Annotated in this window: 22 protein-coding genes; 10 read left to right on the forward strand and 12 right to left on the reverse strand. The window is 56.9% G+C overall.

Features of this window, described 5'->3' with window-relative positions; translation table 11 throughout:
• The first annotated feature begins 12 nt into the window (after window positions 1–12).
• Window positions 13–1,980 carry a catecholate siderophore receptor CirA gene (cirA, locus tag AC4PCC_RS06815; RefSeq protein WP_492126830.1) on the forward strand — a complete coding sequence of 656 codons (1,968 nt, stop codon included), beginning with the start codon at window positions 13–15 and terminating at the stop codon, window positions 1,978–1,980.
• Between the two features lie 79 nt (window positions 1,981–2,059).
• Here the strand turns inward: cirA and AC4PCC_RS06820 are convergent, their stop codons facing one another.
• The 4 genes from AC4PCC_RS06820 to ptrR form a co-directional block, all read right to left on the reverse strand.
• Window positions 2,060–2,215, reverse strand: a complete 156-nt coding sequence (locus AC4PCC_RS06820; protein WP_492126831.1) for a hypothetical protein — start codon at window positions 2,213–2,215, stop codon at window positions 2,060–2,062.
• Between the two features lie 693 nt (window positions 2,216–2,908).
• The gene (gene fghA, locus AC4PCC_RS06825; RefSeq protein ID WP_492126832.1) at window positions 2,909–3,751 is read right to left on the reverse strand and encodes an S-formylglutathione hydrolase; all 843 of its coding nucleotides are present in this window, start codon (window positions 3,749–3,751) and stop codon (window positions 2,909–2,911) included.
• Window positions 3,752–3,763: 12 nt separating this feature from the next.
• Window positions 3,764–4,888, reverse strand: a complete 1,125-nt coding sequence (locus AC4PCC_RS06830; protein WP_492126833.1) for an S-(hydroxymethyl)glutathione dehydrogenase/class III alcohol dehydrogenase — start codon at window positions 4,886–4,888, stop codon at window positions 3,764–3,766.
• A gap of 44 nt (window positions 4,889–4,932) precedes the next feature.
• Window positions 4,933–5,826 (reverse strand): putrescine utilization regulator PtrR, encoded by an 894-nt coding sequence (gene ptrR, locus AC4PCC_RS06835; protein WP_492126834.1) that lies wholly within the window; start codon window positions 5,824–5,826, stop codon window positions 4,933–4,935.
• Window positions 5,827–5,954: 128 nt separating this feature from the next.
• Here ptrR and AC4PCC_RS06840 point away from each other — a divergent pair, with 128 nt between their 5' ends.
• From AC4PCC_RS06840 to mglC, 7 genes are all read left to right on the forward strand, one after another.
• Entirely contained in the window at window positions 5,955–7,091 is a 1,137-nt protein-coding gene (locus tag AC4PCC_RS06840) for a YbfB/YjiJ family MFS transporter (protein ID WP_492126835.1), read from the forward strand.
• A 172-nt stretch (window positions 7,092–7,263) separates the two neighbouring features.
• Window positions 7,264–7,929 carry a GTP cyclohydrolase I FolE gene (gene folE, locus AC4PCC_RS06845; RefSeq protein ID WP_067708593.1) on the forward strand — a complete coding sequence of 222 codons (666 nt, stop codon included), beginning with the start codon at window positions 7,264–7,266 and terminating at the stop codon, window positions 7,927–7,929.
• A gap of 44 nt (window positions 7,930–7,973) precedes the next feature.
• Window positions 7,974–9,140, forward strand: coding sequence for a DUF418 domain-containing protein YeiB (gene yeiB, locus AC4PCC_RS06850; protein WP_492126836.1), 1,167 nt, complete (start codon window positions 7,974–7,976; stop codon window positions 9,138–9,140).
• 176 nt (window positions 9,141–9,316) lie between these two features.
• Window positions 9,317–10,357 carry an HTH-type transcriptional regulator GalS gene (gene galS, locus AC4PCC_RS06855; protein ID WP_492126837.1) on the forward strand — a complete coding sequence of 347 codons (1,041 nt, stop codon included), beginning with the start codon at window positions 9,317–9,319 and terminating at the stop codon, window positions 10,355–10,357.
• A 296-nt stretch (window positions 10,358–10,653) separates the two neighbouring features.
• Complete coding sequence (gene mglB / locus AC4PCC_RS06860) at window positions 10,654–11,649, forward strand: galactose/glucose ABC transporter substrate-binding protein MglB (protein WP_067708584.1); 996 nt, start codon at window positions 10,654–10,656, stop codon at window positions 11,647–11,649.
• A gap of 91 nt (window positions 11,650–11,740) precedes the next feature.
• Window positions 11,741–13,261, forward strand: a complete 1,521-nt coding sequence (gene mglA / locus AC4PCC_RS06865) for a galactose/methyl galactoside ABC transporter ATP-binding protein MglA (protein ID WP_067708580.1) — start codon at window positions 11,741–11,743, stop codon at window positions 13,259–13,261.
• A 19-nt stretch (window positions 13,262–13,280) separates the two neighbouring features.
• Window positions 13,281–14,291, forward strand: coding sequence for a galactose/methyl galactoside ABC transporter permease MglC (mglC, locus tag AC4PCC_RS06870; protein WP_067708577.1), 1,011 nt, complete (start codon window positions 13,281–13,283; stop codon window positions 14,289–14,291).
• Between the two features lie 50 nt (window positions 14,292–14,341).
• Here mglC and sanA read toward each other — a convergent pair whose 3' ends face one another.
• The 6 genes from sanA to metG all read right to left on the reverse strand — a co-directional run bounded on the left by sanA (window position 14,342) and on the right by metG (window position 21,380).
• Entirely contained in the window at window positions 14,342–15,076 is a 735-nt protein-coding gene (sanA, locus tag AC4PCC_RS06875) for an outer membrane permeability protein SanA (RefSeq protein ID WP_492126838.1), read from the reverse strand.
• Window positions 15,077–15,241: 165 nt separating this feature from the next.
• Window positions 15,242–16,939: an NAD-dependent malic enzyme gene (locus AC4PCC_RS06880; RefSeq protein ID WP_492126839.1), complete on the reverse strand. Its 1,698-nt coding sequence runs from the start codon at window positions 16,937–16,939 to the stop codon at window positions 15,242–15,244.
• A 163-nt stretch (window positions 16,940–17,102) separates the two neighbouring features.
• Entirely contained in the window at window positions 17,103–17,987 is an 885-nt protein-coding gene (cdd, locus tag AC4PCC_RS06885; protein ID WP_492126840.1) for a cytidine deaminase, read from the reverse strand.
• A 126-nt stretch (window positions 17,988–18,113) separates the two neighbouring features.
• A complete protein-coding gene (locus AC4PCC_RS06890; RefSeq protein WP_492126841.1) occupies window positions 18,114–18,806 on the reverse strand; it encodes a CidB/LrgB family autolysis modulator in 693 nt (230 codons plus the stop codon).
• On the reverse strand, window positions 18,799–19,194 hold the full coding sequence (locus AC4PCC_RS06895; RefSeq protein WP_492126842.1) for a CidA/LrgA family protein: 396 nt from the start codon (window positions 19,192–19,194) through the stop codon (window positions 18,799–18,801). The genes AC4PCC_RS06890 and AC4PCC_RS06895 overlap by 8 nt, the downstream gene beginning before the upstream one ends.
• Window positions 19,195–19,349: 155 nt before the next feature.
• A complete protein-coding gene (metG, locus tag AC4PCC_RS06900; protein WP_492126843.1) occupies window positions 19,350–21,380 on the reverse strand; it encodes a methionine--tRNA ligase in 2,031 nt (676 codons plus the stop codon).
• A gap of 170 nt (window positions 21,381–21,550) precedes the next feature.
• On the opposite strand from metG, the gene apbC reads away from it, so the two are divergent.
• A complete protein-coding gene (gene apbC, locus AC4PCC_RS06905; RefSeq protein ID WP_492126844.1) occupies window positions 21,551–22,663 on the forward strand; it encodes an iron-sulfur cluster carrier protein ApbC in 1,113 nt (370 codons plus the stop codon).
• Between the two features lie 142 nt (window positions 22,664–22,805).
• On the opposite strand, the gene AC4PCC_RS06910 is transcribed toward apbC, so the two are convergent.
• Both AC4PCC_RS06910 and AC4PCC_RS06915 read right to left on the reverse strand, forming a co-directional pair.
• Entirely contained in the window at window positions 22,806–23,243 is a 438-nt protein-coding gene (locus AC4PCC_RS06910) for a GNAT family N-acetyltransferase (protein ID WP_492127462.1), read from the reverse strand.
• 100 nt (window positions 23,244–23,343) lie between these two features.
• A complete protein-coding gene (locus AC4PCC_RS06915) occupies window positions 23,344–23,592 on the reverse strand; it encodes a hypothetical protein (protein ID WP_345828240.1) in 249 nt (82 codons plus the stop codon).
• Window positions 23,593–23,974: 382 nt separating this feature from the next.
• Here AC4PCC_RS06915 and AC4PCC_RS06920 point away from each other — a divergent pair, with 382 nt between their 5' ends.
• Window positions 23,975–24,364 carry a hypothetical protein gene (locus tag AC4PCC_RS06920; protein WP_492126845.1) on the forward strand — a complete coding sequence of 130 codons (390 nt, stop codon included), beginning with the start codon at window positions 23,975–23,977 and terminating at the stop codon, window positions 24,362–24,364.
• Window positions 24,365–24,664 lie beyond the last annotated feature (300 nt).

Genomic DNA, 24,664 nt, shown 5'->3' on the forward strand with positions numbered 1-24,664 from the left:
AAGGAGAAGGATATGTTCAGATTAAACCCTCTGTTACGCGGTGGGCTGTGCGCCTCCGCACTGGTTCTGGCGTTCCCGGCTGCGGCTGAAGAACGTGATGAAAAAGAAGAGACGATGGTTGTCACCGCGTCCTCGGTAGAAGTGAATCTCAAAGACGCCCCCGCCAGCATCAGCGTTATTACCGCTGAAGATCTGCAACGCAGGCCCGTACAAAACCTCAGCGACGTGCTTCGCGACGTTCCCGGCATACAGCTCAGTAACGAAGGCGATAACCGTAAAGGCGTCAGCCTGCGCGGGCTGGATAGCAGCTATACGCTGATTCTGATCGACGGCAAGCGGGTCAATTCGCGAAATGCCGTGTTTCGACATAATGACTTCGACCTCAACTGGATACCCGCCGATGCCATTGAACGTATTGAGGTGGTGCGCGGACCGATGTCCTCGCTTTACGGCTCGGATGCGCTGGGTGGGGTAGTGAATATCATTACCCGTAAGGTAGGCAGGGCGTGGCACGGGACGCTGAGCGCCGATGCCACGGTGCAGGAGCATCGCGATCGTGGTGACAGCGAAAATGGCAATTTCTTTACCAGCGGGCCGATTGTTGAGGATCTGCTGGGCGCGAAAATTTACGGTAGCCTGGGCAGGCGGGGGAAGGACAGTCAGCAGATGTCTTCCACCTCGGCGACGGGCTTGTCGCCGCGCATTGAGGGCTACACCACCCGCGATGCCAACGTGGAATTTACGCTGACGCCGACGGATGATCAGGAGCTGACCCTGGGCTACGGCGTGAACCGTCAGGATCGTGATTCCGACTCGCTGGACAAGAACCGCCTGGAACGGCAGAACTACTCGCTGGGCCACAATGGCCGCTGGGGCGGGGTGAATACCGAACTGCGCTTTTACGGCGATCGGATAGACAACTATACCGGTAGCGATAATATCGTGGCGCAGAACAATGCGCTGGAAGGCAAGCTGGTTATGCCATTGGCCGATATCAGCCAGCTGCTGACCTTCGGGGGCGAAATGCGACATGATACGCTGACGGACCCGGTCAACCTGACGGGCAGTGGACGCACTTCTGCCAGCCAGTTTGCCCTTTTTGTCGAGGATGAGTGGCGAATTTTCGACGCGCTGGCGCTGACCACCGGTGTTCGTATGGATGATCATCAGACTTATGGCGATCACTGGAGTCCGCGCGCCTATCTGGTTTATAACGCCAGCGATACCCTGACGGTGAAAGGCGGCTGGGCCAACGCGTTTAAAGCGCCTTCGCTGCTACAGCTCAGCCCTGACTGGCAGGCGAACTCCTGTCGCGGCGGCTGCGGTATTGTCGGTAGTAAAGATCTTAAGCCAGAAACCAGCGAGAGCGTGGAGCTGGGTCTTTACTATGCGGGAGAGGACGGGCTGCTTGATGGCGTAACCGGCAGCATTACGGCTTTTCAGAACAATATTAGCGATATGATCAGCGTGGCGCGTACCGCCTCAAAAGAGCTGGCACCCGGCTACAGTAATTTTGTGGGGTTTGATAAGGACGGTAAGCCCATTTTCCGCTATTACAATGTGAATAAAGCGCGCATTACCGGCGTGGAGAGTGAGGTTTCTGTTCCCTTTACGGACGCGTGGAAGCTGTCGCTGAATTATACCTACAGCGACGGGCGCGATCTTAGCGATGGGGGCAATAAGCCACTGAAGGAGCTGCCGCTGCATACCGCCAACGGGACGCTGGACTGGTCACCGCTGCCGGACTGGGCATTTTGGCTACAGGCGAACTATTCAGGGCAGCGTCGGACCCTGAAGAACAACGGCGTGACGCCGGGCGGTTATATGCTATGGAACACAGGGGGGAGCTGGCGGGCCACTAAGGCAGTGAAGCTGAAAGCGGGGGTGATGAATCTGGGGGATAAGGCGCTGGAACGTGATAGCTATAGCTATAACGAAGATGGCCGTCGCTATTTCGCTGCGGTGGATTACACCTTCTAAGGCGTCCATGTGGCCCGCGCAGCATTCGCCGGGCTGCAATATCGGCTTTTCCGGGGACAATCCCAGCGTTCGCCGGGCGTCATGAAGCTGCAATATCGGCTTTTCCGGTGGACAATCCCAGCGTTTGCCGGGCGTCGCAGCTACAGGCTTTGCCTGGTGCCTTTGGCTCCGACGCCGGGCCGGACGGCCCGGTCGCGAGCGGGCATCCCTGCCCGCCGCTCCCTGAGTGCAGCATCCCTGCTGCCCTCGCCTGGCCCTCCGTCCTCGCCGCAGCGCTGCGGGATGCCCGTCAACCGCAGGGATTGTCCACCTCTCAGGCTGCTGAGCTGCTTTGAGTAAAACCCTTTAGCTCTCCGCAGGTATCATCAGCACGACTTCCAGTTAAGCCCTAAAAACGCTCAGGCTTTGTAGCCCGCCCGGCCCACTGGCAGGTAATCCGGTAATGTGCTTTTGATAGCGCCTGCCCAGCCTATAGCGCTGAGTTTTTTGCAGAGTTCTTCCTCTTCCAAACCTACCGAAAGAGTTTATGTTACCCCCGGAACCGCTCTTACCCGCAGCGAGCACAATGCGAAAGGAGCAGACGGGTGGGGGCCGGTGACAGGCAATCCGTAGCGCTGAGTGGAGAGAGGACGACCCGGATGGGCCAGCAGGGATGCTGGCACAAGGGCATGCCGGGACAGGGACGTCCCGTCATGCCCGGTCCGAAAGGTCGACGAACGGAGCGAAGGAACCGCGCCACGCGCGGCGCGAGGACCGCCAGGCACCGGCCCCCACCCGTAGGCGACACCCCGGACCTTTGCCGCACCGGCCCCCATCCCCAGGCGACTACCCCGGACCTTTGCCGGCCCCCACCCCCAGGCGGCACCCCGGACCGCCCAAAAAAAAGGGCTCCCCGATGGGAACCCTCTATACGCGCAAAACAACCTCGTTACGCCAGCAGATGCTCAGCGTGAAAGCGCAAATGATCCTCCACGAAACTCGCAATAAAGAAATAGCTGTGATCGTAACCCGGCTGGATCCGCACGGTTAACGGAAAACCCTTCTCCTGAGCAATCGCTTCCAGCCTCTCCGGGTGCAGCTGATCGGCCAGGAACTGATCGCCGTCACCCTGATCGATAAGCAATGGCGGCGTTGATGACGCCTGACGCATCAGCCAGCAGCTATCATACTCGCGCCATGCCTGCCGATCCTCGCCCAGATAGGCGCTAAACGCCTTCTGCCCCCAGGGCACCTCCATCGGGTTAACAATGGGTGCAAACGCCGACGCGGAACGAAAGCGGGTCGGATTACGCAAAGCCAGCATAATGGCACCGTGCCCCCCCATCGAATGCCCCATGATGGCCTGACGATCGCTAACGTGAAAATTCCTGGCAACCAGTGCCGGTAGCTCCTCGTTAATGTAATCGTACATGCGGAAATGGGGCTTCCAGGGCGCTTCGGTCGCGTTCAGATAAAATCCTGCGCCCTGGCCCAAATCGTAACCCTCATCATTGGCTACGCCTTCTCCCCGCGGGCTGGTATCCGGCATCACCAGCACCAAACCCAAATCAGCCGCCACGCGCTGCGCACCCGACTTAGTGGCAAAATTCTCATCGGTGCAGGTCAGGCCAGCCAGAAAATAGACCACCGGCGGGGGCGCATCGCGCTTAGGGCCGGGCAGGAAAATACTGAACGTCATATCGGCGTTCAGGGTGGCAGAACGATGGCGATAGCGCTGCTGCCAGCCGCCAAACAGACGATGTTCTTCAAGTAGTTCCAGCGTGGACGCCATTAATCCTCCCGATTATTTACTGAAATGCACCACGGAACGGATCGACTTGCCTTCATGCATCAGATCAAACGCGTCATTGATCTCTTCCAGCGGCATCGTATGGGTAATAAAATCGTTCAGCTGGAACTCGCCGTCCATGTAACGCTCAACGATACCCGGTAGCTGAGTCCGACCCTTCACGCCGCCAAACGCGGAACCGCGCCAGACGCGCCCGGTCACCAGCTGGAAAGGCCGGGTTGAAATCTCTTCTCCCGCGCCCGCCACGCCGATAATCACCGACTCGCCCCAGCCTTTATGACAGCACTCAAGCGCTGAACGCATCACGTTAACGTTACCAATGCACTCAAAGGAGAAATCCACGCCGCCATCGGTCATCTCAACGATCACTTCCTGAATCGGCTTATCATAGTCTTTCGGGTTAATCAGATCGGTTGCGCCCAGTTTGGTTGCCAGATCGTATTTGCTGGTATTGATATCAATACCGATGATGCGACCCGCCTTCGCCATTTTTGCGCCGATGATGGCAGACAGACCAATGCCGCCCAGGCCGAAAATCGCCACCGTATCGCCTTCCTTCACTTTGGCGGTATTCATTACCGCACCCATGCCGGTGGTCACGCCACAGCCCAGCAGACACACCTCTTCAAGCGGCGCCTCTTTGCTGATTTTCGCCAGTGAAATCTCTGGTATCACGGTATATTCGGAGAAGGTCGAGGTACCCATATAGTGGAAAATGGGTTTACCGTCCTTAAAGAAGCGGGTAGTGCCATCCGGCATCAGCCCTTTACCCTGGGTGGTACGGATGGCCTGGCAGAGGTTGGTCTTACCGGACAGGCAGTATTTACACTGACCACACTCCGGGGTGTAAAGCGGGATAACGTGGTCGCCCACGGCAACGCTGGTGACGCCTTCGCCCACGGCTTCAACAATACCGCCGCCTTCATGGCCGAGGATGGCCGGGAACACGCCCTCAGGATCCTTGCCGGAAAGGGTGTAAGCATCGGTATGACACACGCCGGTTGCCACGATGCGCACCAGCACTTCGCCCTTTTGCGGTGGCATTAAATCAACTTCTTCAATTTTGAGTGGCTCACCGGCAGCCCAGGCCACGGCGGCGCGCGTTTTGATCATTTCCATAGTTATTCTCTTTAGTCGTTTCAGTGCATCAGGGGGATTATTAATTATGGACGAATTTCGTCAGGATCTGACGCATCGTCGATGTGCTCAATAATTAGCGACTTCAGTGCCTTTACGTTAGGGGTAAAGGCGTCACGCCGCCAGACCAGCCAGGTGTCGGTCTCGCTGACGTCAGCGGGCAGGGCATGACGCTGGACGCCCGCCCGAGCCGGAAGCTGCTCGAGAACCGATTCGGGCAACAGGGCAAGTCCCGCGCCGCTGGCCACGCAGGCGAGCATCGCGTGGTAAGACTGTATCTCCATAAAACCGCCGGGCTGAATGCCGCTGCTGCGAAACCAGTTTTCGAAGCGCAGCCGATAGGAACAGCTGGGGCGAAAGGCAAACAGCGTTTCCCCCACGGCATCGGCGGGATGTTTAATGGGCGAATGGCCGAGACCTGAAATCAACACCATCTTTTCATGGAAGACAATGCAGCTGTTAAGCTCGTCCGCCGTAATGGGACCATCGGCCAGCGCCGCGGCCAGCGTACCTTCGCGTACCCGGCTGATAACCTCGCCAGAGGTGCCGGTTATCAGCGACAGGGCCACGCCAGGGTAACGCTGATGATAAGCGGCAAGCAGCACGGGCAGGCGGGTCGCCGCCGTGCTCTCCATTGAGCCGAGGGCAAAATTGCCTCCCGGCTCGCCGTTATGCGCCATACTCATCGCTTCCTCACTCAGCGCCAGAATGCGCTGGGCGTAGCAAAGAAAATTATGCCCTACCGGCGAAAGGCGCAGGCGCTGCTTCTCACGGATAAAGAGATCGGCCCCCAGTTCCTGCTCCAGCTGGCGCAGACGCGTGGTCAGGTTGGAGGGTACGCGGTGCAGCTGCTCAGCCGCGCGTGCCAGCGAACCCGTTTCCGCTACTGAACAGAACATTTTCAACTGCGTCAGATCCATGCCTTCTCTTTTTGTAAGCAAGTTGGTGATGATTATTCACTTTCCGTCAGTGTAGCGATACTGCATCATACTGGCAACCCTTTGTCGGCAAGCTGTCGACGGGCGCATTTAACTTCAGGAGCGGGGATATGGCTTTTCGCGTGGCGCTGAGCGCTTTTTTATCACTGGTGGTTGCGATGGGGATTGGCCGCTTTGCCTTCACCCCACAGGTGCCGCTGATGATCGGCGAGCATCAGCTCTCCCTGACCAGCGCGGCGGTAGTGGCCGCCATCAACTATCTCGGCTATCTGTGCGGTTCTTACGATGCCATGCGCGCGACCCGACGGGTGGAGCGTCGTCTGAAGGTCGGCGTCTGGGGGGCGGTGGGGCTGACGCTGCTCTCAGCCTGCGTTGAAGGACCCTGGCTGCATGGCATCGTCCGCTTTCTGATTGGCTGGGCCAGCGGCTGGGCCATGGTGCTGATTGCCGCCTGGAGTAATGAACAGCTGCATAAATATGGCCGTGCCGGACTGAGCGCCGCCGTTTTCGCCGGGCCGGGAACCGGGATCTTTCTTAGCGGCATGCTGGCGGTCGTACTGCACGGACAACACGTCAGCGCCGCTATGGCGTGGCTGGCCTACGGACTGCTGGCGCTGGTCCTGATTGCGCTTATTGCCCGCAACCTGCCGGGCCCCGGGGAGCTTCACCGTCCTGAAACGGCACCTGCGCCGCTGGTGCTGACGCTGGGTCTGAAAAAGCTGGTCTGGAGCTACAGTCTGGCGGGTTTTGGCTATATCCTGCCCGCGACCTTTCTGTCACAGATGGCGGTTTCGCGCTTTCCCGGCAGTCCCTTTGCCCAGTACGTCTGGCCGATATTTGGCGGGGCAGCGGTTATCGGCATTGGCCTTGGCATTCTCACCCGCCATTTCGGTCAGGCTAACGTCCGGCTGGCGATCGTGCTCTGGGCGCAGGCGGCAGGGGTCTTTGTCGTCGAGATGATGCCGGGGATCGGCGGTCTGGCGCTGGGTGCGGTGCTGATGGGGGGCGGTTTTCTCTGCGTAGTGCAGCTTACCCTGCACTACGCCCGCGAGCTGGTGCCGCAGCATGCCCGCTACATGGCGGGCCTGTTGACCACTGGCTATGCGGTAGGTCAGCTGCTGGGGCCGCTGCTGTCGGCGCTTTCCACCCAGCTAACGCACCGGCTGGAGCCCGCGCTGTACGTGGCCGGGGTGGCGCTGCTGGTGGCCGGCGCGCTGGTCTGGAAGCGCGACCCGGCGGCGGCGTAAAAGATGCCACCCGCATCCTGAGTACCCTGTGCCTGAAGCTGCGTGAAACAGTTTCATCCCGGTTTAAATTGATTCACTGGATTAACGTCGCATTGTGTACCAGAATAGCGCCTCAGAATTTTTGCCGGTCCCGCCCGGGGCCGGAATAACACCCGCTGGAGAAAAGATCGCCATGGCTACGTTAAGTCAGGAAGCCGCACTGGTTCACGAAGCGCTGCTTGCGCGTGGACTGGAAACCCCGTTACGCTCGCCTGCGCGTGAAATGGATGACGAAACCCGCAAACGCCTGATCGCCGGTCATATGACTGAAATCATGCAGCTACTGAATCTGGACCTTACAGACGACAGCCTGGCCGAAACGCCGCATCGCGTCGCGAAAATGTACGTTAATGAGGTCTTCTCTGGTCTCGACTACGCCAACTTTCCCAAAATTACCGTTATCGAAAATAAGATGAAGGTCGATGAAATGGTGACGGTGCGTGATATCACCCTGACCAGCACCTGTGAACATCACTTCGTCATTATCGACGGTAAGGCCACCGTGGCCTACATCCCTAAGGAAAAGGTCATCGGCCTGTCGAAGATTAACCGCATCGTGCAGTTTTTCTCCTCGCGCCCGCAGGTGCAGGAGCGCCTTACCCAGCAGATTTTGGTGGCGCTGCAAACCCTGCTCGGCACCAATAACGTGGCCGTATCCATTGATGCGGTACACTACTGCGTGAAGGCGCGCGGCATTCGCGATGCGACCAGTGCCACCACCACCACGTCGCTGGGAGGATTATTCAAATCCAGCCAGAACACGCGGCAGGAGTTTCTTCGCGCAGTACGCCATAGCTGATGCCTGACGGGCCATCAGTTTTGCTTTAACACAGGACAGGCCTCATGCCGCGTATTCACACGCTGGATTTTATCCGTGGGCTGGCTATTCTGGGCATTCTGCTGCTCAATATCATCGCGTTTGGCCTGCCCCGGGCCGCCTACCTTAATCCGGCCTGGCACGGGCTGCCGCCGGATTATGACGCCTGGTGCTGGGCGCTGGTCGATCTCTTTGCCCAGGAAAAATTCCTTGCCCTGTTTGCCCTGCTGTTTGGTGCCGGTCTGCAGATGCTGCTGCCGCGCGGCAAACGCTGGCTCCAGGCGCGGCTCACCTGGCTGGTGCTGTTAGGTTTCCTGCACGGCACGCTTCTGTGGGACGGCGATATTCTGTTCGACTACGGGCTGATTGGGCTGGTGGTCTGGCGGATGATCCGCGATGTCTCCTCCAGCCGTCAGCTCTTCAATACCGGCGTAATGCTCTACCTGGTTGGCAGCTGTGCGCTTGTCGTGCTGGGGCTGGGGGCCGCTGTGCATCCCAACAGTAGCTGGCTCCCGGGCTTTGCCGACGTGCAGTACGAAACCTTCTGGAAGACCCAGGGGGGCTGGCCTGCGATTCTGAACCGGCTCAATCTCTTCTCATCCGGCCTGATGGCGCTGGCCGTGCAGTATGGCTGGCAGCTGGCCGGGTTGATGATGGTCGGCAGCGCCCTGATGCGCAGCGGCTGGCTGAAAGGCAGCTATAGCCTGGCACATTATCGTCGCACCGCCGCGATCCTCATCTCGCTGGCCTGGCTGATTGAGCTTCCCGCTATCGCTTTACAGTGGGCTTCCGGCTGGGAATTCCGCTGGTCCGGCTTTTTTCTGCAGGTTCCCCGTGAAATCAGCGCGCCGCTACAGGCAGTAGGGTACGCGGCGCTCTGTTTTGGCTACTGGCCCACATTGTCGCGCCTGAGGATAACCCGGGCAGTGAGCTGCGTGGGGCGTATGGCGCTAACCAACTATCTGCTGCAAACCCTGATATGCACCACCCTGTTTAACCGCCTGGGCTGGTTTAACCAATGGGATCGCTGGCAGCTGGTGGCGATGGTGCCTGCCGTCTGGCTGATCAACCTGTTGTTTTCCCTCTTCTGGCTGAGCCATTTCCGTCAGGGGCCGGTTGAATGGCTATGGCGCAGACTGACGCTGCTGAGCGGCGGGCGGCCCCTGACGGCGGGCTATCCGGGAAAGGAGTAATATCCGCGTCGTCAGGAAGATGATGCCGCTCACAAAGGCAGGATAAAGCGTTGTAACCGTTTTCATCCCTGTGACGACTTTCACGTAGCCCCGCCGCTGATGCTGTAAGAATAGCCTCCAGTCAACCTGACATCTGGAAGGGCTATGCAACGATCATTCTCTCCGGGCAACTGCCCATGATGACCATTCGTGATGTCGCCCGCGCGGCGGGCGTCTCGGTGGCCACCGTCTCACGCGTACTGAATAACAGCGCCGTGGTCACGCAGAGTACCCGCGATGCGGTGTTAAAGGCGGTCGAGGGCCTCGGCTATCGACCCAATGCCAATGCTCAGGCGCTGGTTACCCAGGTCAGCGATACCCTTGGCGTTGTCGTGATGGACGTCTCCGATCCCTTCTTTGGTGCGCTGGTCAAGGCGGTGGATTCCGTTGCCCAGCGCTGGCAAAAGCACGTGCTGATTAACAACGCCTATCATCAGGCAGACAAAGAGCGGCATGCCATTGAGGTACTGATCCGTCAGCGCTGTAATGCCCTGGTGGTGCATGCGAAGGCGCTAGAGGATGCAGAGCTGATTTCGCTGATGGACGAGGTGCCCGGCATGGTGCTGATCAATCGCGTGGTGCCGGGCTACGCACACCGCTGCGTCTGTCTGGATAACGTCAGCGGTGCGCTGATGGCCACCCGCATGCTGCATCAGCAGGGACATCAACGTATCGGTTATCTGGCCTCCAGCCACGGGATTGAAGATGTGCATCAGCGACGTGAGGGCTGGCGGCAGGGGCTTTTGGAGCAGGGCATTCTGCCGCCGGAAAACTGGATAGCCAGCGGTGAGCCGGATATGCAGGGGGGCGAAGCGGCAATGGTTGAACTGCTTGGCCGCAACCTGCATCTGAGTGCGGTTTTTGCCTACAACGACAGTATGGCGGCAGGCGCGCTGGCCGCACTGAAGGATAACGGCATCCGGGTACCGCAGGCGTTATCCCTGGTCGGCTTCGATGATATTCCCATTTCACGCTATACCGATCCGCAGTTAACGACGGTGCGCTACCCGATTATTTCTATGGCAAAGCTGGCGACAGAATTAGCACTCAGGGGCGCGGCTGGTGAGCTGGATGAAAGCGAACAGCACTGCTTTATGCCCACGCTGGTACGCCGTCATTCGGTAACGTTCTGCCAAAATGCGGAGCCGGTCACTAACTCAGGTGAATCTCTGGTGTAACCGTTTTCAATCTGTGAGTAAATTCACAGTTAATTAACATCCCATTCTCTATGATGGCTGCGACCTGACGGCAATGAAACATTATGTAACGCAGGTCAACCCTTATATGAAGGCGGTTTCTGGCGATGTGAAATAATTACTTACATTGCCATTCGGAAGTGGTACCGCAGGGGGAAGTCGTTTTTATTTAACAAATATTTGGCTTTGCTTAACGTTACGTCAACCTTAACGCCTCGCCGGGATCGCGCTGTTGCAGACCCGCGACGCCGCAGACCACCCTGTTTAAAACCGGAGATATTATGAAGAAGGCTTTCACCCTCACCGCCCTGGCTGCCAGCATGATGTTCGGTGCAGCGGTTCACGCCGCCGACACCCGTATCGGCGTAACGATATACAAATATGACGACAACTTTATGTCCGTCGTGCGTAAAGACATCGAGAAAGAAGCCAAAAACAGCGCGGGCATCCAGCTGCTGATGAATGACTCACAGAACAGCCAGTCCACCCAAAACGATCAGATCGATGTAATGGTCGCCAAAGGCGTTAAGGCGCTGGCAATCAATCTGGTTGACCCGGCAGCGGCGGCAGTGGTGATAGCGAAAGCCAAAGCGAATGATATTCCGGTGGTCTTTTTCAATAAAGAGCCGACCGCCAAAGCGCTGGCCAGCTATGACAAAGCGTATTACGTCGGGACCGACTCAAAAGAGTCCGGGGTGAAGCAGGGCGAACTGATAGAGAAACACTGGAAAGCCAACCCGTCATGGGATCTGAACAAAGATGGCGTGATCCAGTTCGTCCTGCTTAAAGGCGAGCCTGGCCACCCGGATGCGGAAGCCCGCACCAAATATGTTATCGACACCCTGAATAAAGATGGCCTGAAAACCCAGCAGCTGCATCTTGATACCGCGATGTGGGACACGGCCCAGGCGAAAGACAAGACGGATGCCTGGCTCTCCGGCCCGAACGGCAACAAAATTGAAGTGGTCATCGCCAATAACGATGCGATGGCCATGGGTGCCGTTGAGGCGCTGAAAGCCCATAACAAATCCTCCGTACCGGTCTTCGGCGTTGATGCCCTGCCGGAAGCGCTGGCCATGGTGAAATCGGGCGCAATGGCCGGCACCGTGCTGAACGATGCCGGGAACCAGGCGAAAGCGACCTTTGAACTGGCGAAAAACCTGGCCGCTGGCAAGCCCGCAACCGAAGGCACCCAGTACAAACTGGATGGCAAAGTGGTACGCGTGGCGTACGTGCCGGTGGATAAAGACAACCTGGCCCAGTTCTCTAAATAACTCAGATCTGACGGGCGCAGCCCTCTGCGCCCGCTACCGGGCTGGCGATCGGGCCCGCCTGGTTTCACGCAACGATTAGCCAGGTAGAACTATGGCCAGTGATAAAGTGCAAACACAGCGCGAATATCTGCTGGAGATGACCGATGTCAGTAAGTCATTCCCGGGTGTGAAAGCGTTGGACCATGTAAATCTGAAAGTGCGTCCGCACTCCGTCCATGCCCTGATGGGGGAAAATGGCGCGGGGAAATCGACGTTATTAAAATGCCTGTTTGGCATTTACAGCAAAGACGCGGGAACCATTCTTTTTCAGGGCCAGGAAGTTAATTTTAACAGCGCGAAGGAAGCGCTGGAAAACGGCGTGTCGATGGTGCATCAGGAGCTGAATCTGGTACTCCAGCGCACCGTAATGGATAATATGTGGCTTGGGCGCTATCCGAAAAAAGGCATATTTGTCGATCAGGATAAAATGTATCGCGATACCAAAGCGATATTCGACGAGCTGGATATTAATATCGACCCGCGCGATAAAGTGATTACGCTGTCCGTATCGCAGATGCAGATGATCGAAATTGCCAAAGCGTTTTCCTATGATGCAAAAATCGTCATTATGGATGAGCCGACCTCCTCGCTGACGGAAAAAGAGGTGAATCATCTGTTCACGATCATCCGTAAGCTGAAAGCGCGCGGCTGCGGGATCGTTTATATTTCGCATAAAATGGAGGAAATTTTCCAGCTTTGTGATGAGATAACTATCCTGCGCGACGGTCAGTGGATTATTACCCAGCCGCTGGAAGGGCTGGATATGGATAAGATTATAGCGATGATGGTGGGGCGTTCGCTCAATCAGCGCTTCCCGGATAAATCGAACGTGCCGGGGGAAACCATTCTGGAAGTGCGCAACCTCACCTCGCTGCGCCAGCCGTCGATCCGCGATATCTCCTTCGATCTGCGCAAGGGTGAAATTCTGGGCATTGCCGGACTGGTGGGGGCAAAGCGCACCGATATTGTCGAAACCCTGTTTGGCATTCGCGAGAAATCCGGCGGCACCATCCGGCTGCACGGCAAAAAAATCAATAACCACAGCGCCAACGAAGCAATTAATCACGGCTTTGCGCTGGTTACCGAAGAGCGTCGCGCGACGGGTATTTACGCTTTCCTGGATATCGGCTTTAACTCTCTGATTTCCAATATTCGTAAATATAAAAACAGCGTGGGCCTGCTTGATAATAAGCGGATGAAAAGCGACACCCAGTGGGTTATTGATGCCATGCGGGTGAAAACGCCGGGACACCGCACGTCGATTGGCTCCTTATCGGGAGGGAATCAGCAGAAGGTTATTATTGGCCGCTGGCTGCTCACCCAGCCTGAAATATTAATGCTGGATGAGCCAACGCGCGGCATTGACGTCGGGGCAAAGTTTGAAATTTATCAGCTTATTTCAGAGCTGGCGAAGAGAGAGAAGGGTATTATTATTATCTCCTCCGAAATGCCAGAGCTGATAGGCATTACCGACCGGATTCTGGTAATGAGTAACGGCATGGTTGCAGGCATAGTAGACACAAAAACCGCTACGCAAAACGAAATATTACGTTTGGCATCATTGCACCTTTAATGAGGTAAGGGCTGTTACCATGAAAGCAGTTAATAAGAAAAGTGCGCTCACCTGGTTGAAAGAGGGCGGAATATACGTTGTATTACTGGTGCTGCTGGCGATTATTATCTTTCAGGATCCCACCTTCCTGAGCTTAATGAACCTGAGCAATATTTTAACCCAGTCGTCGGTACGTATTATTATTGCATTGGGCGTTGCCGGGCTGATTGTCACCCAGGGTACCGACCTGTCAGCGGGTCGTCAGGTCGGCCTCGCGGCGGTTGTCGCCGCGACGCTGCTCCAGGCGATGGATAACGCTAATAAGGTATTCCCGCAGATGGATACGGTGCCCATCCCGCTGGTTATCCTCGCGGTATGCTTTATCGGCGGTATTATCGGGCTGGTGAATGGGCTGATTATTGCTTATTTAAAGGTGACGCCCTTTATCACCACCCTGGGCACCATGATTATCGTCTACGGCATTAACTCACTCTATTACGATTATGTGGGTGCCTCGCCGATTGCGGGCTTTGACGAGAAGTTCTCAACGTTTGCGCAGGGGTTTATCCGCTTCGGTGATTTCAAGCTGTCGTACATTACCTTTTACGCGGCTATCGCCATTTTCTTCGTCTGGGTACTGTGGAATAAAACCCGCTTTGGTAAAAATATCTTTGCCATTGGCGGTAACCCGGAAGCGGCTAAGGTCTCGGGCGTTAACGTTAATTTTAACCTGATCCTGATTTACGCTTTGTCGGGCGTGTTTTATGCCTTCGGCGGCATGCTGGAAGCCGGGCGTATTGGATCGGCGACCAACAATCTGGGCTTTATGTATGAGCTGGATGCGATAGCGGCCTGCGTGGTGGGCGGCGTCTCCTTCGCGGGCGGCGTAGGGACGGTAGCGGGCGTGGTCACCGGGGTGCTGATTTTCACCGTGATTAACTACGGCCTGACCTATATCGGCGTGAACCCTTACTGGCAGTATATTATTAAGGGCGGCATTATCATTTTCGCCGTAGCGCTCGACTCGCTGAAATATTCGCGGAAGAAGTAAAGCTCTCTTGCGCCCGCCGCGTGCGGGCGTCGGGCAGAATGACGCCCTCACTAAGGGTCGTGCGGTTTTTTCTCCAGCTTTTCCTGTAGCTCCAGCAGCTGTTCCGGCGTCACGGCGGGGTAGCTCTGGGCATCTTCCGCCACCTCCTGTCTTGCCGGAATGGGCACCAGCGGGCCAAGAAAACGCGGCTCACGCTTCATCAGATACAAGTCTGCCAGCGCGCCCAGGCGGGCACCCACCTCACGTACGCGAATATTGATCATATTCTTCGGCGACGGCACCGCGTAGCACTGGGCCTGAATCCCCATATGCAGGGCGATAAACAGCGCGCGCTCACAGTGAAAACGCTGGGTGATAATAATGAAATCGTTGGTATCAAACACTTTGCGGGTGCGCACAATCGAGTCCAGCGTGCGAAACCCGGCGTAGTCGAGCACGATATCTGCCGGGTCTACGCCTGCGGCAATCAGATCGCGGCGCATGGTCATCGGCTCGTTGTAGCTTTGCTGGGCATTGTCACCGCTTAGCAGCAGGTAGTTTACCTTACCGCTGTTGTAGGCGTTAATTGCGCCCTGAATGCGGTAAAGGTAGTACTGATTAATGACGCCGGTCCGGTAGTACTTAGCGGTACCCAGGACCACGCCCACCTGGCGGTGCGGCAAAGATTTAAGATCGTCGTAGACCCAGGGCGCGGTTTTGACGCTTATCCAGCGATCCAGGCCGAGCGCGGTCACTACCATCAGCGTAGCGATGATAATCAGACCATAAATCAAGCGTTTTACCATGCCGGACGTTGCTCAGCGTTGCTGCCTAAGGATGGGTCAAGGCTACTTTACCCGACGAAACGAAGCAAGCAGCGGTGCACCATATGGTGGCATTTCGCACAATACGCGCCGGGACGGAACAGAAGGCGGGAAGAAGCCGGGCGAGGGTGACGCCCGGCAGCAGGATCAAATTGAAGTACGACGGTAATTACGGTACTGCGGCAGCCAGAAGTTAGCGGCGATGGATTTCGACAGGACGTCTTCAGACGTCACTACCGCTACGCCTGCCAGCTGGGCAGCCTTGCCCACCGCCATGGCGATCACTTTCGATACGCCCTGAATATCCTTCACCTCAGGCAGTACCGGACCGCTGCCGTCATTGACCAGCGGAGAGCAGTCTGCCAGCGCGCGGCTGGCGGCCATCAGCATACTGTCGGTCACGCGGGTTGCGCCCGAGGCGATGACGCCCAGGCCGATACCCGGGAAGATGTAGGAGTTATTACACTGGGCGACAGGATAGGTTTTCTCTTTCAGCAGCACCGGCGAGAACGGACTGCCGGTCGCGACCAGTGCCGCACCCTCGGTCCAGGCCAGAATATCCTGCGGCGTGGCTTCAACGCGTGACGTGGGGTTAGAGAGCGGCATCACAATGGGACGCGGACAGTGCTTGTGCATTTCCCGCACGATCTCTTCGCTAAACAGGCCCGGCTGACCGGATACGCCAATCAGGATGTCAGGACGCGCATTACGCACCACATCCAGTAGCGACAGCGAGTCAGACGCGACATCCCAGTGCGTCAGCTTTTCACTCTTCTGTACCAGCTTCGTCTGGAAGTTGAGCAGGTTCGGCTGTTTATCGGTCAGCAGGCCAAAGCGATCGACCATATACACGCGCGCGCGCGCCTCTTCGTCGCTCAGTCCTTCGGATTTCATCTGCGCGATAATCTGTTCGGCAATACCACAGCCCGCAGAACCGGCACCGAGGAAGACCACCGTCTGCTCGCTCATGGTGCTGCCCGCTGCGCGACTGGCCGCAATCAGCGTCCCCAGGGTGACCGCCGCGGTGCCCTGAATGTCATCGTTAAAGCAGCACACTTCATCGCGATAGCGCTCCAGCAGCGGCATCGCATTTTTCTGCGCGAAGTCCTCAAACTGCAACACCACGTTTGGCCAGCGGCTCTTCACGGCCTGGATAAATTCGTTCACGAAGTTATCGTACTCTTCGCCGGTGATGCGCGGGTGACGCCAGCCCATATACAGCGGGTCGTTCAGCAGCTGCTGGTTGTTGGTGCCGACGTCCAGTACCACAGGAAGGGTATAGGCCGGGCTGATCCCGCCGCAGGCGGTATACAGCGACAGCTTACCAATTGGGATCCCCATACCGCCGATCCCCTGGTCGCCCAGGCCAAGAATGCGCTCACCGTCGGTGACCACAATCACCTTAACGTTCTGCTTGGTGGCGTTTTGCAGCATATCTTCAATGTTGCCGCGATTAGGGTAAGAGATAAACAGCCCGCGCGCGCGACGGTAAATTTCAGAGAAGTGTTCACAGGCAGCACCCACGGTTGGGGTGTAGATAATCGGCATCATCTCTTCAAGATGATTGTCCAGCAGGCGATAGAACAGCGTTTCGTTAGTGTCCTGGATATTGCGCAGGTAGACGTGCTTGTCGTTATCGTTTTTGAAATCCTCAAACTGTCGCCATGCGCGCTGGGCCTGTTCTTCAATGGTTTCCACCGTTTCAGGCAGCAGCCCGTTGAGGTTAAAATCGTTACGCTCTTCGACGGAGAAGGCGCTGCCCTTATTCAGCAGGGGGAATTCCAGCAGGATAGGGCCAGCGTAAGGGATATAGAGCGGTCTTTTACTTTCGTAGTCGAGTTCCATGCGGGTATTACTCATTCGAAGCGGGAAGATGTGGAACAATCCTAAAATAATTCATCTGAAAGTACAGCTTTTGTTAACAATTGATAACAAAAGCAGCAGCACTATTGCCGTTAAGGTGCGGCGCAATGGGCCATCTGGCCGCACCCACGGCGGGATAATGGGGTCAGGCCAGCGGTGTCACGGTCAGATGGTTACAGCCCAGCGCCCGAAGCGTTGCGTCGGTTGCCTGGTACTGAACCACCTTCGCCTCCGCTGATTCAGCCAGTACCGCCCGCCGGATTTGCTGCACGCTGCGCCCGGACAGGTTCAGCAAAATCAGCGCGGCCTGCAGCGGCGGGAGGCTGGGGTTAAATGCGGCGTTTTCCGCATAGGAACCGGCAAAAATAGCGCCGTCCGACGCCTCCAGCGCGACGCCACTCCAGGCCTGGGTATAAGGCGCATGGCTGCGGTTAGCGGCCAGAAGGGCTGCCTGCGTCAGCGCATCGCCCGTTGGCTGAATACCCTGGTCAGTCTCATCCATCAACAGGGTCTGGATCGCCAGGTCACGCGGCCCAAAGGCATCCGGCAGATAGTGGCCGAGCGTGGCGGTGTCGCGTCCTGGCAGATCGATTTTCAGCGCGGTTCCGCTGTTTAACTCATTCATAAACTGGCGGCAGTGGCCGCAGGGTGTGTAGTTAACGGTGATCGCCTCCAGCTGCCGTTCGCCCATGAGCCAGGCGTGAGTAATCGCGCTCTGCTCGGCATGGACCGTCTGCTGCAGGGTAGCGCCGCTGAACTCCATATTGGCACCGAACCACAAATGGCCGCTTTTGCCGCGCGCGACCGCGCCGACGTTAAAGTCAGAAAGCGGGGCAACGGCGCAGGCGGCTGCCAGCGGCAGCAGGGCAAACGCCAGCTCGCGATCGTTCAGACCGCAAACATTTTTGATCTCTTCAACCTGCTGCGGGGTGAAAAAAGCCGCAAAATCATCACGGGAAAGTACAGGCAGCAGGGCGCTCTGCAGCGGCGTGGGCAGCGCGGTAAACGCTGCCTGGAAACGTGGGTGCATATCAGGCCTCTCTGGCAGATTTGGCCGCTTATTCTGGCGAGCCTCCGCAGCGTTGTATGTGATTTTGTTCACATTTACAATGTAATATGTGAAAAAGAATCTACAAATGCGGGACTTGCCGCAAGTTTACCGCCATAGGTGCATCATGATCGGGAAGATAAAGGGTGCCAGCAGCGAGGTAATGATGCCGCAGATCACCAGCGCCAGCGAACTGTAAGCCCCTTCCTGATAGTCCAGCTCGGCGCAGCGGGCGGTGCCCAGCGCGTGCGACGCGTTGCCAATGGCCAGTCCGCGCGACGCCTTGCTCTTTATTTTGCACAGGTTAAGCAGCATATGACCAAAAACCGCACCCAGCACGCCGGCCATCAGTACGCAGATCGCGCTGATCGCCGGGATGCCGCCCAGGGTCGCGGAAACGGCCATGGCAATCGGCGTGGTGACGGACTTAGGCATAATGGTTGCCGCTATTTGCGGCGACGCGCCCAGCCAGAGGGCAATGGCCGTGCCGGAGATCATCGCGGTCATACTGCCGATAAAGCAGACGCTGATAATCGACTTCCAGCGCGCCCGAATCTGATGCATCTGCTCGTAGAGGGGGAGCGCCAGTGCGACCACGGCGGGCTGCAAGAGCTGATTCAGCAGCGAGCTGCCCTGAAAATAGCGGGCGTAGGGCATCTTCAGCAGTATCAGCAGCGGCACAATCACCACGATGGACACCAGCAGCGGATTAACCAGCGAGATTTTCACCGTAGCGGCCAGTTTACGGGCTGCCAGGAACACCAGCAGGGTAAGCGGCAGCGACCACCAGATATCACTCATTTTCCGCCTCCGGTAATCCCGCTGTTCTGCCGTGCAGACGGTGCGAAATCAGGCCAACGGTCAGCAGAACCACAAAGGTGCTGACGACGCAGGAGATAACAATCGGGCCAAACTGCGCGCTCAATACCTGCGTGTAGTTCATTATGCCGACGCTGATGGGCACAAACAGCAGCGCCATATAGCGGATAAGCAGGTGGCTGCCGGGCCTGACCCACTCAACCGGCATAATCTGTGAGGCCAGCAGCGCAAAGAGGATCAGCATGCCGATAATACTGCCGGGAATAGCCACCGGCAGCAGGGAAGCGATGCCGTTTCCGGCGTACAGACAGAGATAAATGATGATAAAGGCGCGAAGGTATCGCCAGATAATTGACAGCGCTCGGCGCATGAGGAACTCCTGCTTTGATGAACGTGAATCCCATGATGGAGAATAAAGCGTAGTGTGACTCAGGCGGTGAGAATAAAAAAGGGGCGAACCCTGTCGCCCCTCAATGTGCTTTATTCGACCCGGCCAGCCCGGGCGAATAATGCCGCCGTACAGGCTTACTTAACCTGCATTCCCGGCTGTGCGCCGCTGTCCGGGCTGAGCAGGAAGATATCCTTACCGCCCGGGCCAGCCGCCATCACCATGCCTTCGGAAAGACCAAAGCGCATTTTACGCGGTGCGAGGTTTGCCACCATCACCGTCAGGCGGCCCTTCAGCACCTCCGGATCCGGATAGGCCGCGCGAATACCCGAGAATACCTGGCGCGTTTCGCCGCCCACGTCCAGCGTCAGGCGCAGCAGCTTGTCAGAGCCATCAACCAGCGTGGCGTCCTGGATCAGCGCGATACGCATATCCACTTTGGCGAAGTCATCAAAGCTAATCGTCTCCTGAATGGGCGCATCGGCCAGCGGGCCGGTTGGGGCAGGCTGGCTGGCGGCGGCATCCTCTTTGGAGGCTTCGATCAGCGCATTGACTTTATCCATCTCAATACGGCTGTAGAGCGCCTTAAAGGCAGAGATATCGTGGTCGAGCAGCGGCTGTTCGATACCCTCCCAGCTCAGGGTCTGGTTTAAAAACGCTTCAGCGCGCGCGCTCAGTGAAGGAAGCACCGGCTTCAGCCAGGTCATCAGCACGCGGAACAGGTTCAGACCCATCGAGCAGATTGCCTGGAGATCGGCATCGCGCCCTTCCTGCTTCGCCACTACCCACGGCGCCTGCTCGTCTACATAGCGGTTAGCCATGTCCGCCAGCGCCATAATTTCACGCACCGCGCGGCTGAACTCACGGCTGCTCCAGGCTTCGCCAATGCTGACCGAGGCATCGGTAAAGGTTTTATACAGCGCCGGATCGGCCAGTTCGGCAGAGAGCCGACCGTTGAAACGCTTGTTGATAAAACCCGCGTTGCGCGAGGCCAGGTTCACCACCTTATTGACGATATCGGCATTAACGCGCTGCACGAAATCTTCCAGATTCAGATCGATATCATCAATGCGCGAGGAGAGCTTGGCGGCGTAATAGTAGCGCAGGCTGTCCGCATCCAGATGCTGTAACCAGGTGCTGGCCTTAATAAAGGTGCCGCGTGATTTGGACATCTTCGCGCCGTTAACCGTCACATAGCCATGCACGAACAGGTTGGTTGGCTTGCGGAAGTTGCTGCCTTCAAGCATCGCTGGCCAGAACAGGCTGTGGAAATAGACGATATCCTTGCCGATAAAGTGATAAAGATCGGCGTCGGAATCCTTCTTCCAGAAGGCGTCGAAATCAATGTCTCCACGCCTGTCGCACAGGTTTTTGAACGAGCCCATATAGCCGATAGGGGCATCCAGCCAGACGTAGAAATATTTGCCCGGCGCATCGGGGATTTCAAAGCCGAAGTAGGGCGCATCCCGGGAGATGTCCCACTGATTCAGCCCCGATTCAAACCACTCCTGCATCTTATTCGCGACCTGCTCCTGGAGCGCGCCCGAACGCGTCCACGCCCTGAGCATTTCGCTAAACTCGGGCAGGTCGAAGAAGAAGTGTTCAGAATCGCGCATTTCCGGCGTCGCCCCCGACACCACGGACTTAGGTTCAATCAGCTCGGTGGGGCTGTAGGTGGCACCGCATACTTCGCAGTTATCACCGTACTGATCGGCCGATTTACATTTCGGACAGGTGCCTTTCACAAAGCGGTCCGGCAGGAACATGCCTTTTTCCGGATCGTAAAGCTGTGAAATGGTGCGGTTTTTGATAAAACCATTTTCCTTCAGGCGGCCATAAATCAGCGAGGAAAGCTCCCGGTTTTCGTCGCTGTGCGTCGAATGGTAGTTATCATAGCTGATGTCAAAACCGGCAAAGTCAGTCTGATGTTCATGACTCATGTCGGCAATCATCTGCTCGGGGGCAATACCCAACTGCTGAGCCTTCAGCATGATCGGGGTGCCGTGCGCGTCATCCGCACAGATGAAGTAAACCTGATTGCCGCGCATTCGCTGGTAACGAACCCATATATCTGCCTGGATATGCTCGAGCATGTGGCCGAGATGGATGGAACCGTTAGCGTACGGCAGGGCGCACGTTACCAATATTTTTTTCGCGACTTGAGTCATAGTAAGACTTGCTATACCTGTTTAAATAGGGGGGATAGATGGTAACCGAGTGTCGTCCCTGCGTAAACTGTACTGCGATCCCGATTCGGGATTTTGCCGGGCATCGCGCTGGCTTAAGCGACATCTGATATGCTTAACGATTACACCTCACACTGAAAAAAGGAGCCGGGATGTCGTTAAACGCCCAGCAGCAGCACTCTCCGGAAGCGCTGCGCGCCATAGTGATGGGTATTCTGACCCACTTTGAACATCCAACGCTTCAGGCTAATCTCATCTCGCTTAAGGCGCTGCACCACTGCGCGCTGATGGATAATACCCTGCATATTGACCTGCTGATGCCTTTCGTCTGGAACAGCGGGTTTGAAGTACTGAAAGAGACGACCAGCGCCGAGCTGCTGCGTCTGACCGGCGCAGAGGCGATTAGCTGGCGGCTGAGCCACGAGGTCGCCACGCTGAAGCGGGTGAAAAACCAGCCGGGCGTTAAAGGGGTGAAGAACATCATTGCCATCAGCTCCGGCAAAGGCGGGGTGGGAAAATCCAGCACGGCGGTGAATCTGGCGCTGGCGCTGATAGCCGAAGGGGCCAAGGTCGGGCTGCTTGATGCCGATATTTATGGCCCGTCACTCCCCGATATGCTCGGTACGCGGGACGAGCGGCCTACGTCGCCGGATGGCACCCATATGGCGCCCATTATGGCTCACGGGCTGGCGACCAACTCCATCGGCTACCTGGTAACGGAAGATAATGCCATGGTGTGGCGCGGCCCGATGGCCAGCAAGGCGCTGATGCAGCTCCTGAATGAAACGCTCTGGTCAGAGCTGGACTATCTGATCCTGGATATGCCGCCGGGCACCGGAGACATTCAGCTGACGCTGGCGCAGAACGTGCCGGTTACCGCCGCGCTGGTGGTCACCACCCCGCAGGATATTGCTCTCGCGGATGCCCGCAAGGGGATAGTCATGTTTGAGAAGGTCAGCGTGCCGGTGCTGGGCGTGGTGGAAAATATGAGCGTGCATATCTGTAGCCATTGTGGCCATGCTGAATCGATCTTCGGCAGCGGCGGGGCGGAGAAGCTGGTCAGCCAGTACCATACGCGTTTGCTAAGCCAGCTTCCGCTGCATATTACGCTGCGCGAGGATCTGGACGACGGTCTGCCCACGGTGGTGCGCCGTCCGGACAGCGAGCTGACTCAGCTGTATCGTCAGCTGGCGGGAGAGGTCGCCGCCCAGCTTTACTGGCAGGGCGAAGTGGTTCCGGCTGATATTGCCTTCCGCGCGCTTTAACGGCACTCACAGATTGAGCCAGAGTCAACTGGACTTACAGGCTGAGCCAGAGTCAGGTAAATTTACCTCGCTACGGCTGTTCCATCCTGACCCGGGCGGGTAACCTGTACCCGCAGGGGCGCATACCCGGGTGTGAGCGCCATTAGCCTGGCTTCATACCGCGTACAAAGTGCATCAGCCAGTACTCTCCCTGCTCGCTCTCGCCGTCGGCCAATATTCGCCAGCCGTGCTGTTGGTAAAAGGCCGCAGCGGCTTTATTCGCCTTCAGGCACTTGAGTGCGCCGGTAGAGGTAAACCCGTTTTGCACCCTGGTCAGTAATGCACGACCCACGCCGCGCCGCTGCGCGTCGGGATCGACAAACAGACTATGCAGAAAATTATCGTTCGGCAGCAGGGCGGCAAAACCCAGCCGGTGGCCGTTCTCCTCCGCGACCAGAATACGTTCGCCCAGCGTGACCCGGTCAAAGTCTTCCAGCCGCCAGTCGCTGCCGTCAAGCCAGGGCCAGCTAGCCCTGCGCGAGGCAAGGAACAGCGTACGCAGAAAAGGGCGATCGGCTTCGGTAAAGGGCCGCACATTTATCATTTATAATCCTGTTTTAGCCGGACCTTAGCCAGATGTCGGCCGCCAGCGGAACGACGTCCCCGAACGCGCCGTGCGCCCGCATGGCCCGGTGGGGGCGCTACCTGACCAGCTTGACGTGCCGTTCGCTGTCAAGCCCGGTTCCCCGGTAGTCGTAATCAATCTTACCGGCCTCAAACAGCTGATCCAGCAGTTTGAAATTATCCGGTGGCGTGACGTTGCAGCGGTGATTCAGAGTGGTGTCCAGAATCGAAAACGACGCATCGCCGCGTGAAATCTGTTTCAGGTATTGCAGCATCTTCAGTGCCGCCACGCTGATGCCATATTCTTCATTAAGCGGTCTAATCATGTACTTTCCCGTCTGCTGCCTGTCTGTCCGGCAGGGTGCCCCTCAGATTAGCGGAATGTCGGACTTTAGCAAAATGTGGGCAGGGATAAAGCCATTTTTAATATGTAGTGGGGATGAGTGTTGGTGATCCGCTCCGTCTGCATGGCGTGGGCGCGTAAGTGAGGGGTGCCCGTACAGTCATCGTGGTCGTGTGGCGTAAGGGGCCTGAAGGATCAGCGGAAGCCGACGGTATGAATAGGTGACAGAATGGCGTTTAAGCTAAATTTCTATTTATCATTGACCTCAAAAGGTTATATTTAAAGCACATTATCGTTAACCTCAAAAGGTTTTATTTTAAGCTCGTTTTCCTTCTCAGGTTTTTTATTTCACAGGGATCAATAAAATGGATTTAACTCACTCTTTAGCCTCGATCTTTACAGCCTGCCTGTTAGCCTCGCTGCTGACGGGATGTAACGAAAAACGGCCAGAACGCGACAGCTTCTGCGGATCTGCGACTCCCCTTAATCTCGCAGTCAGGGCGATGGGAGAGGGTTTTCAGGAGGAGATCACGCCTTTGACGATAACTCAGCAGGTTAGTGGGGGCGAGTCACCCGACACCGCAACGGTAACGATCGAAGAAAGCGGACTCTTTGATGATTCACTAGCCAGTGAGAAAACGGTATTTTCTCTGGTTAAAAAAGAGGGCGTCTGGACCCTATTATCGCAGGAGAAATTGCAGAAGTGCCATCCGGAACGTGGGCACCAGGACTTCTCAGATCAACCCTGCGAATAAGGCCCTCAGCAGGGGATGAGGTGTTTTAAGAACGCGTAATGTGACCGCCAGAGCGATCGCTTTTAATAGCGTGACAGTTACACAGGTTGATTTACCGGCCGTTCTATGGTGCCGGTAATAATAGAGCGCCATTGTCCGGTATGGGCGCAGTTTCATCAACCCAGCGGGTAGAAAAGCCCTCTTTTTCCCGCTCGTGCTGCCGCCAGTTGAAGCGTTCTTCAATTTCACCTTCCGGAAATAAGCATCACCCGGCTTGATTAGATACAGAATAGGTTAACTATAGTTAAGCTTGAAGTGAAA

The organism is Erwinia sp. L03-1 (genome assembly GCF_058686115.1).

What these genes read in the sequence shown, in the direction of transcription:
- cirA (WP_492126830.1), top strand. Translation starts at nt 13, where the DNA reads ATGTTCAGATTAAACCCTCTGTTACGCGGTGGGCTGTGCGCCTCCGCA.
- AC4PCC_RS06820 (WP_492126831.1), bottom strand. Translation starts at nt 2,215, where the DNA reads ATGCTGCACTCAGGGAGCGGCGGGCAGGGATGCCCGCTCGCGACCGGG.
- fghA (WP_492126832.1), bottom strand. Translation starts at nt 3,751, where the DNA reads ATGGCGTCCACGCTGGAACTACTTGAAGAACATCGTCTGTTTGGCGGC.
- AC4PCC_RS06830 (WP_492126833.1), bottom strand. Translation starts at nt 4,888, where the DNA reads ATGGAAATGATCAAAACGCGCGCCGCCGTGGCCTGGGCTGCCGGTGAG.
- ptrR (WP_492126834.1), bottom strand. Translation starts at nt 5,826, where the DNA reads ATGGATCTGACGCAGTTGAAAATGTTCTGTTCAGTAGCGGAAACGGGT.
- AC4PCC_RS06840 (WP_492126835.1), top strand. Translation starts at nt 5,955, where the DNA reads ATGGCTTTTCGCGTGGCGCTGAGCGCTTTTTTATCACTGGTGGTTGCG.
- folE (WP_067708593.1), top strand. Translation starts at nt 7,264, where the DNA reads ATGGCTACGTTAAGTCAGGAAGCCGCACTGGTTCACGAAGCGCTGCTT.
- yeiB (WP_492126836.1), top strand. Translation starts at nt 7,974, where the DNA reads ATGCCGCGTATTCACACGCTGGATTTTATCCGTGGGCTGGCTATTCTG.
- galS (WP_492126837.1), top strand. Translation starts at nt 9,317, where the DNA reads ATGATGACCATTCGTGATGTCGCCCGCGCGGCGGGCGTCTCGGTGGCC.
- mglA (WP_067708580.1), top strand. Translation starts at nt 11,741, where the DNA reads ATGGCCAGTGATAAAGTGCAAACACAGCGCGAATATCTGCTGGAGATG.
- mglC (WP_067708577.1), top strand. Translation starts at nt 13,281, where the DNA reads ATGAAAGCAGTTAATAAGAAAAGTGCGCTCACCTGGTTGAAAGAGGGC.
- sanA (WP_492126838.1), bottom strand. Translation starts at nt 15,076, where the DNA reads ATGGTAAAACGCTTGATTTATGGTCTGATTATCATCGCTACGCTGATG.
- AC4PCC_RS06880 (WP_492126839.1), bottom strand. Translation starts at nt 16,939, where the DNA reads ATGGAACTCGACTACGAAAGTAAAAGACCGCTCTATATCCCTTACGCT.
- cdd (WP_492126840.1), bottom strand. Translation starts at nt 17,987, where the DNA reads ATGCACCCACGTTTCCAGGCAGCGTTTACCGCGCTGCCCACGCCGCTG.
- AC4PCC_RS06890 (WP_492126841.1), bottom strand. Translation starts at nt 18,806, where the DNA reads ATGAGTGATATCTGGTGGTCGCTGCCGCTTACCCTGCTGGTGTTCCTG.
- AC4PCC_RS06895 (WP_492126842.1), bottom strand. Translation starts at nt 19,194, where the DNA reads ATGCGCCGAGCGCTGTCAATTATCTGGCGATACCTTCGCGCCTTTATC.
- metG (WP_492126843.1), bottom strand. Translation starts at nt 21,380, where the DNA reads ATGACTCAAGTCGCGAAAAAAATATTGGTAACGTGCGCCCTGCCGTAC.
- apbC (WP_492126844.1), top strand. Translation starts at nt 21,551, where the DNA reads ATGTCGTTAAACGCCCAGCAGCAGCACTCTCCGGAAGCGCTGCGCGCC.
- AC4PCC_RS06915 (WP_345828240.1), bottom strand. Translation starts at nt 23,592, where the DNA reads ATGATTAGACCGCTTAATGAAGAATATGGCATCAGCGTGGCGGCACTG.
- AC4PCC_RS06920 (WP_492126845.1), top strand. Translation starts at nt 23,975, where the DNA reads ATGGATTTAACTCACTCTTTAGCCTCGATCTTTACAGCCTGCCTGTTA.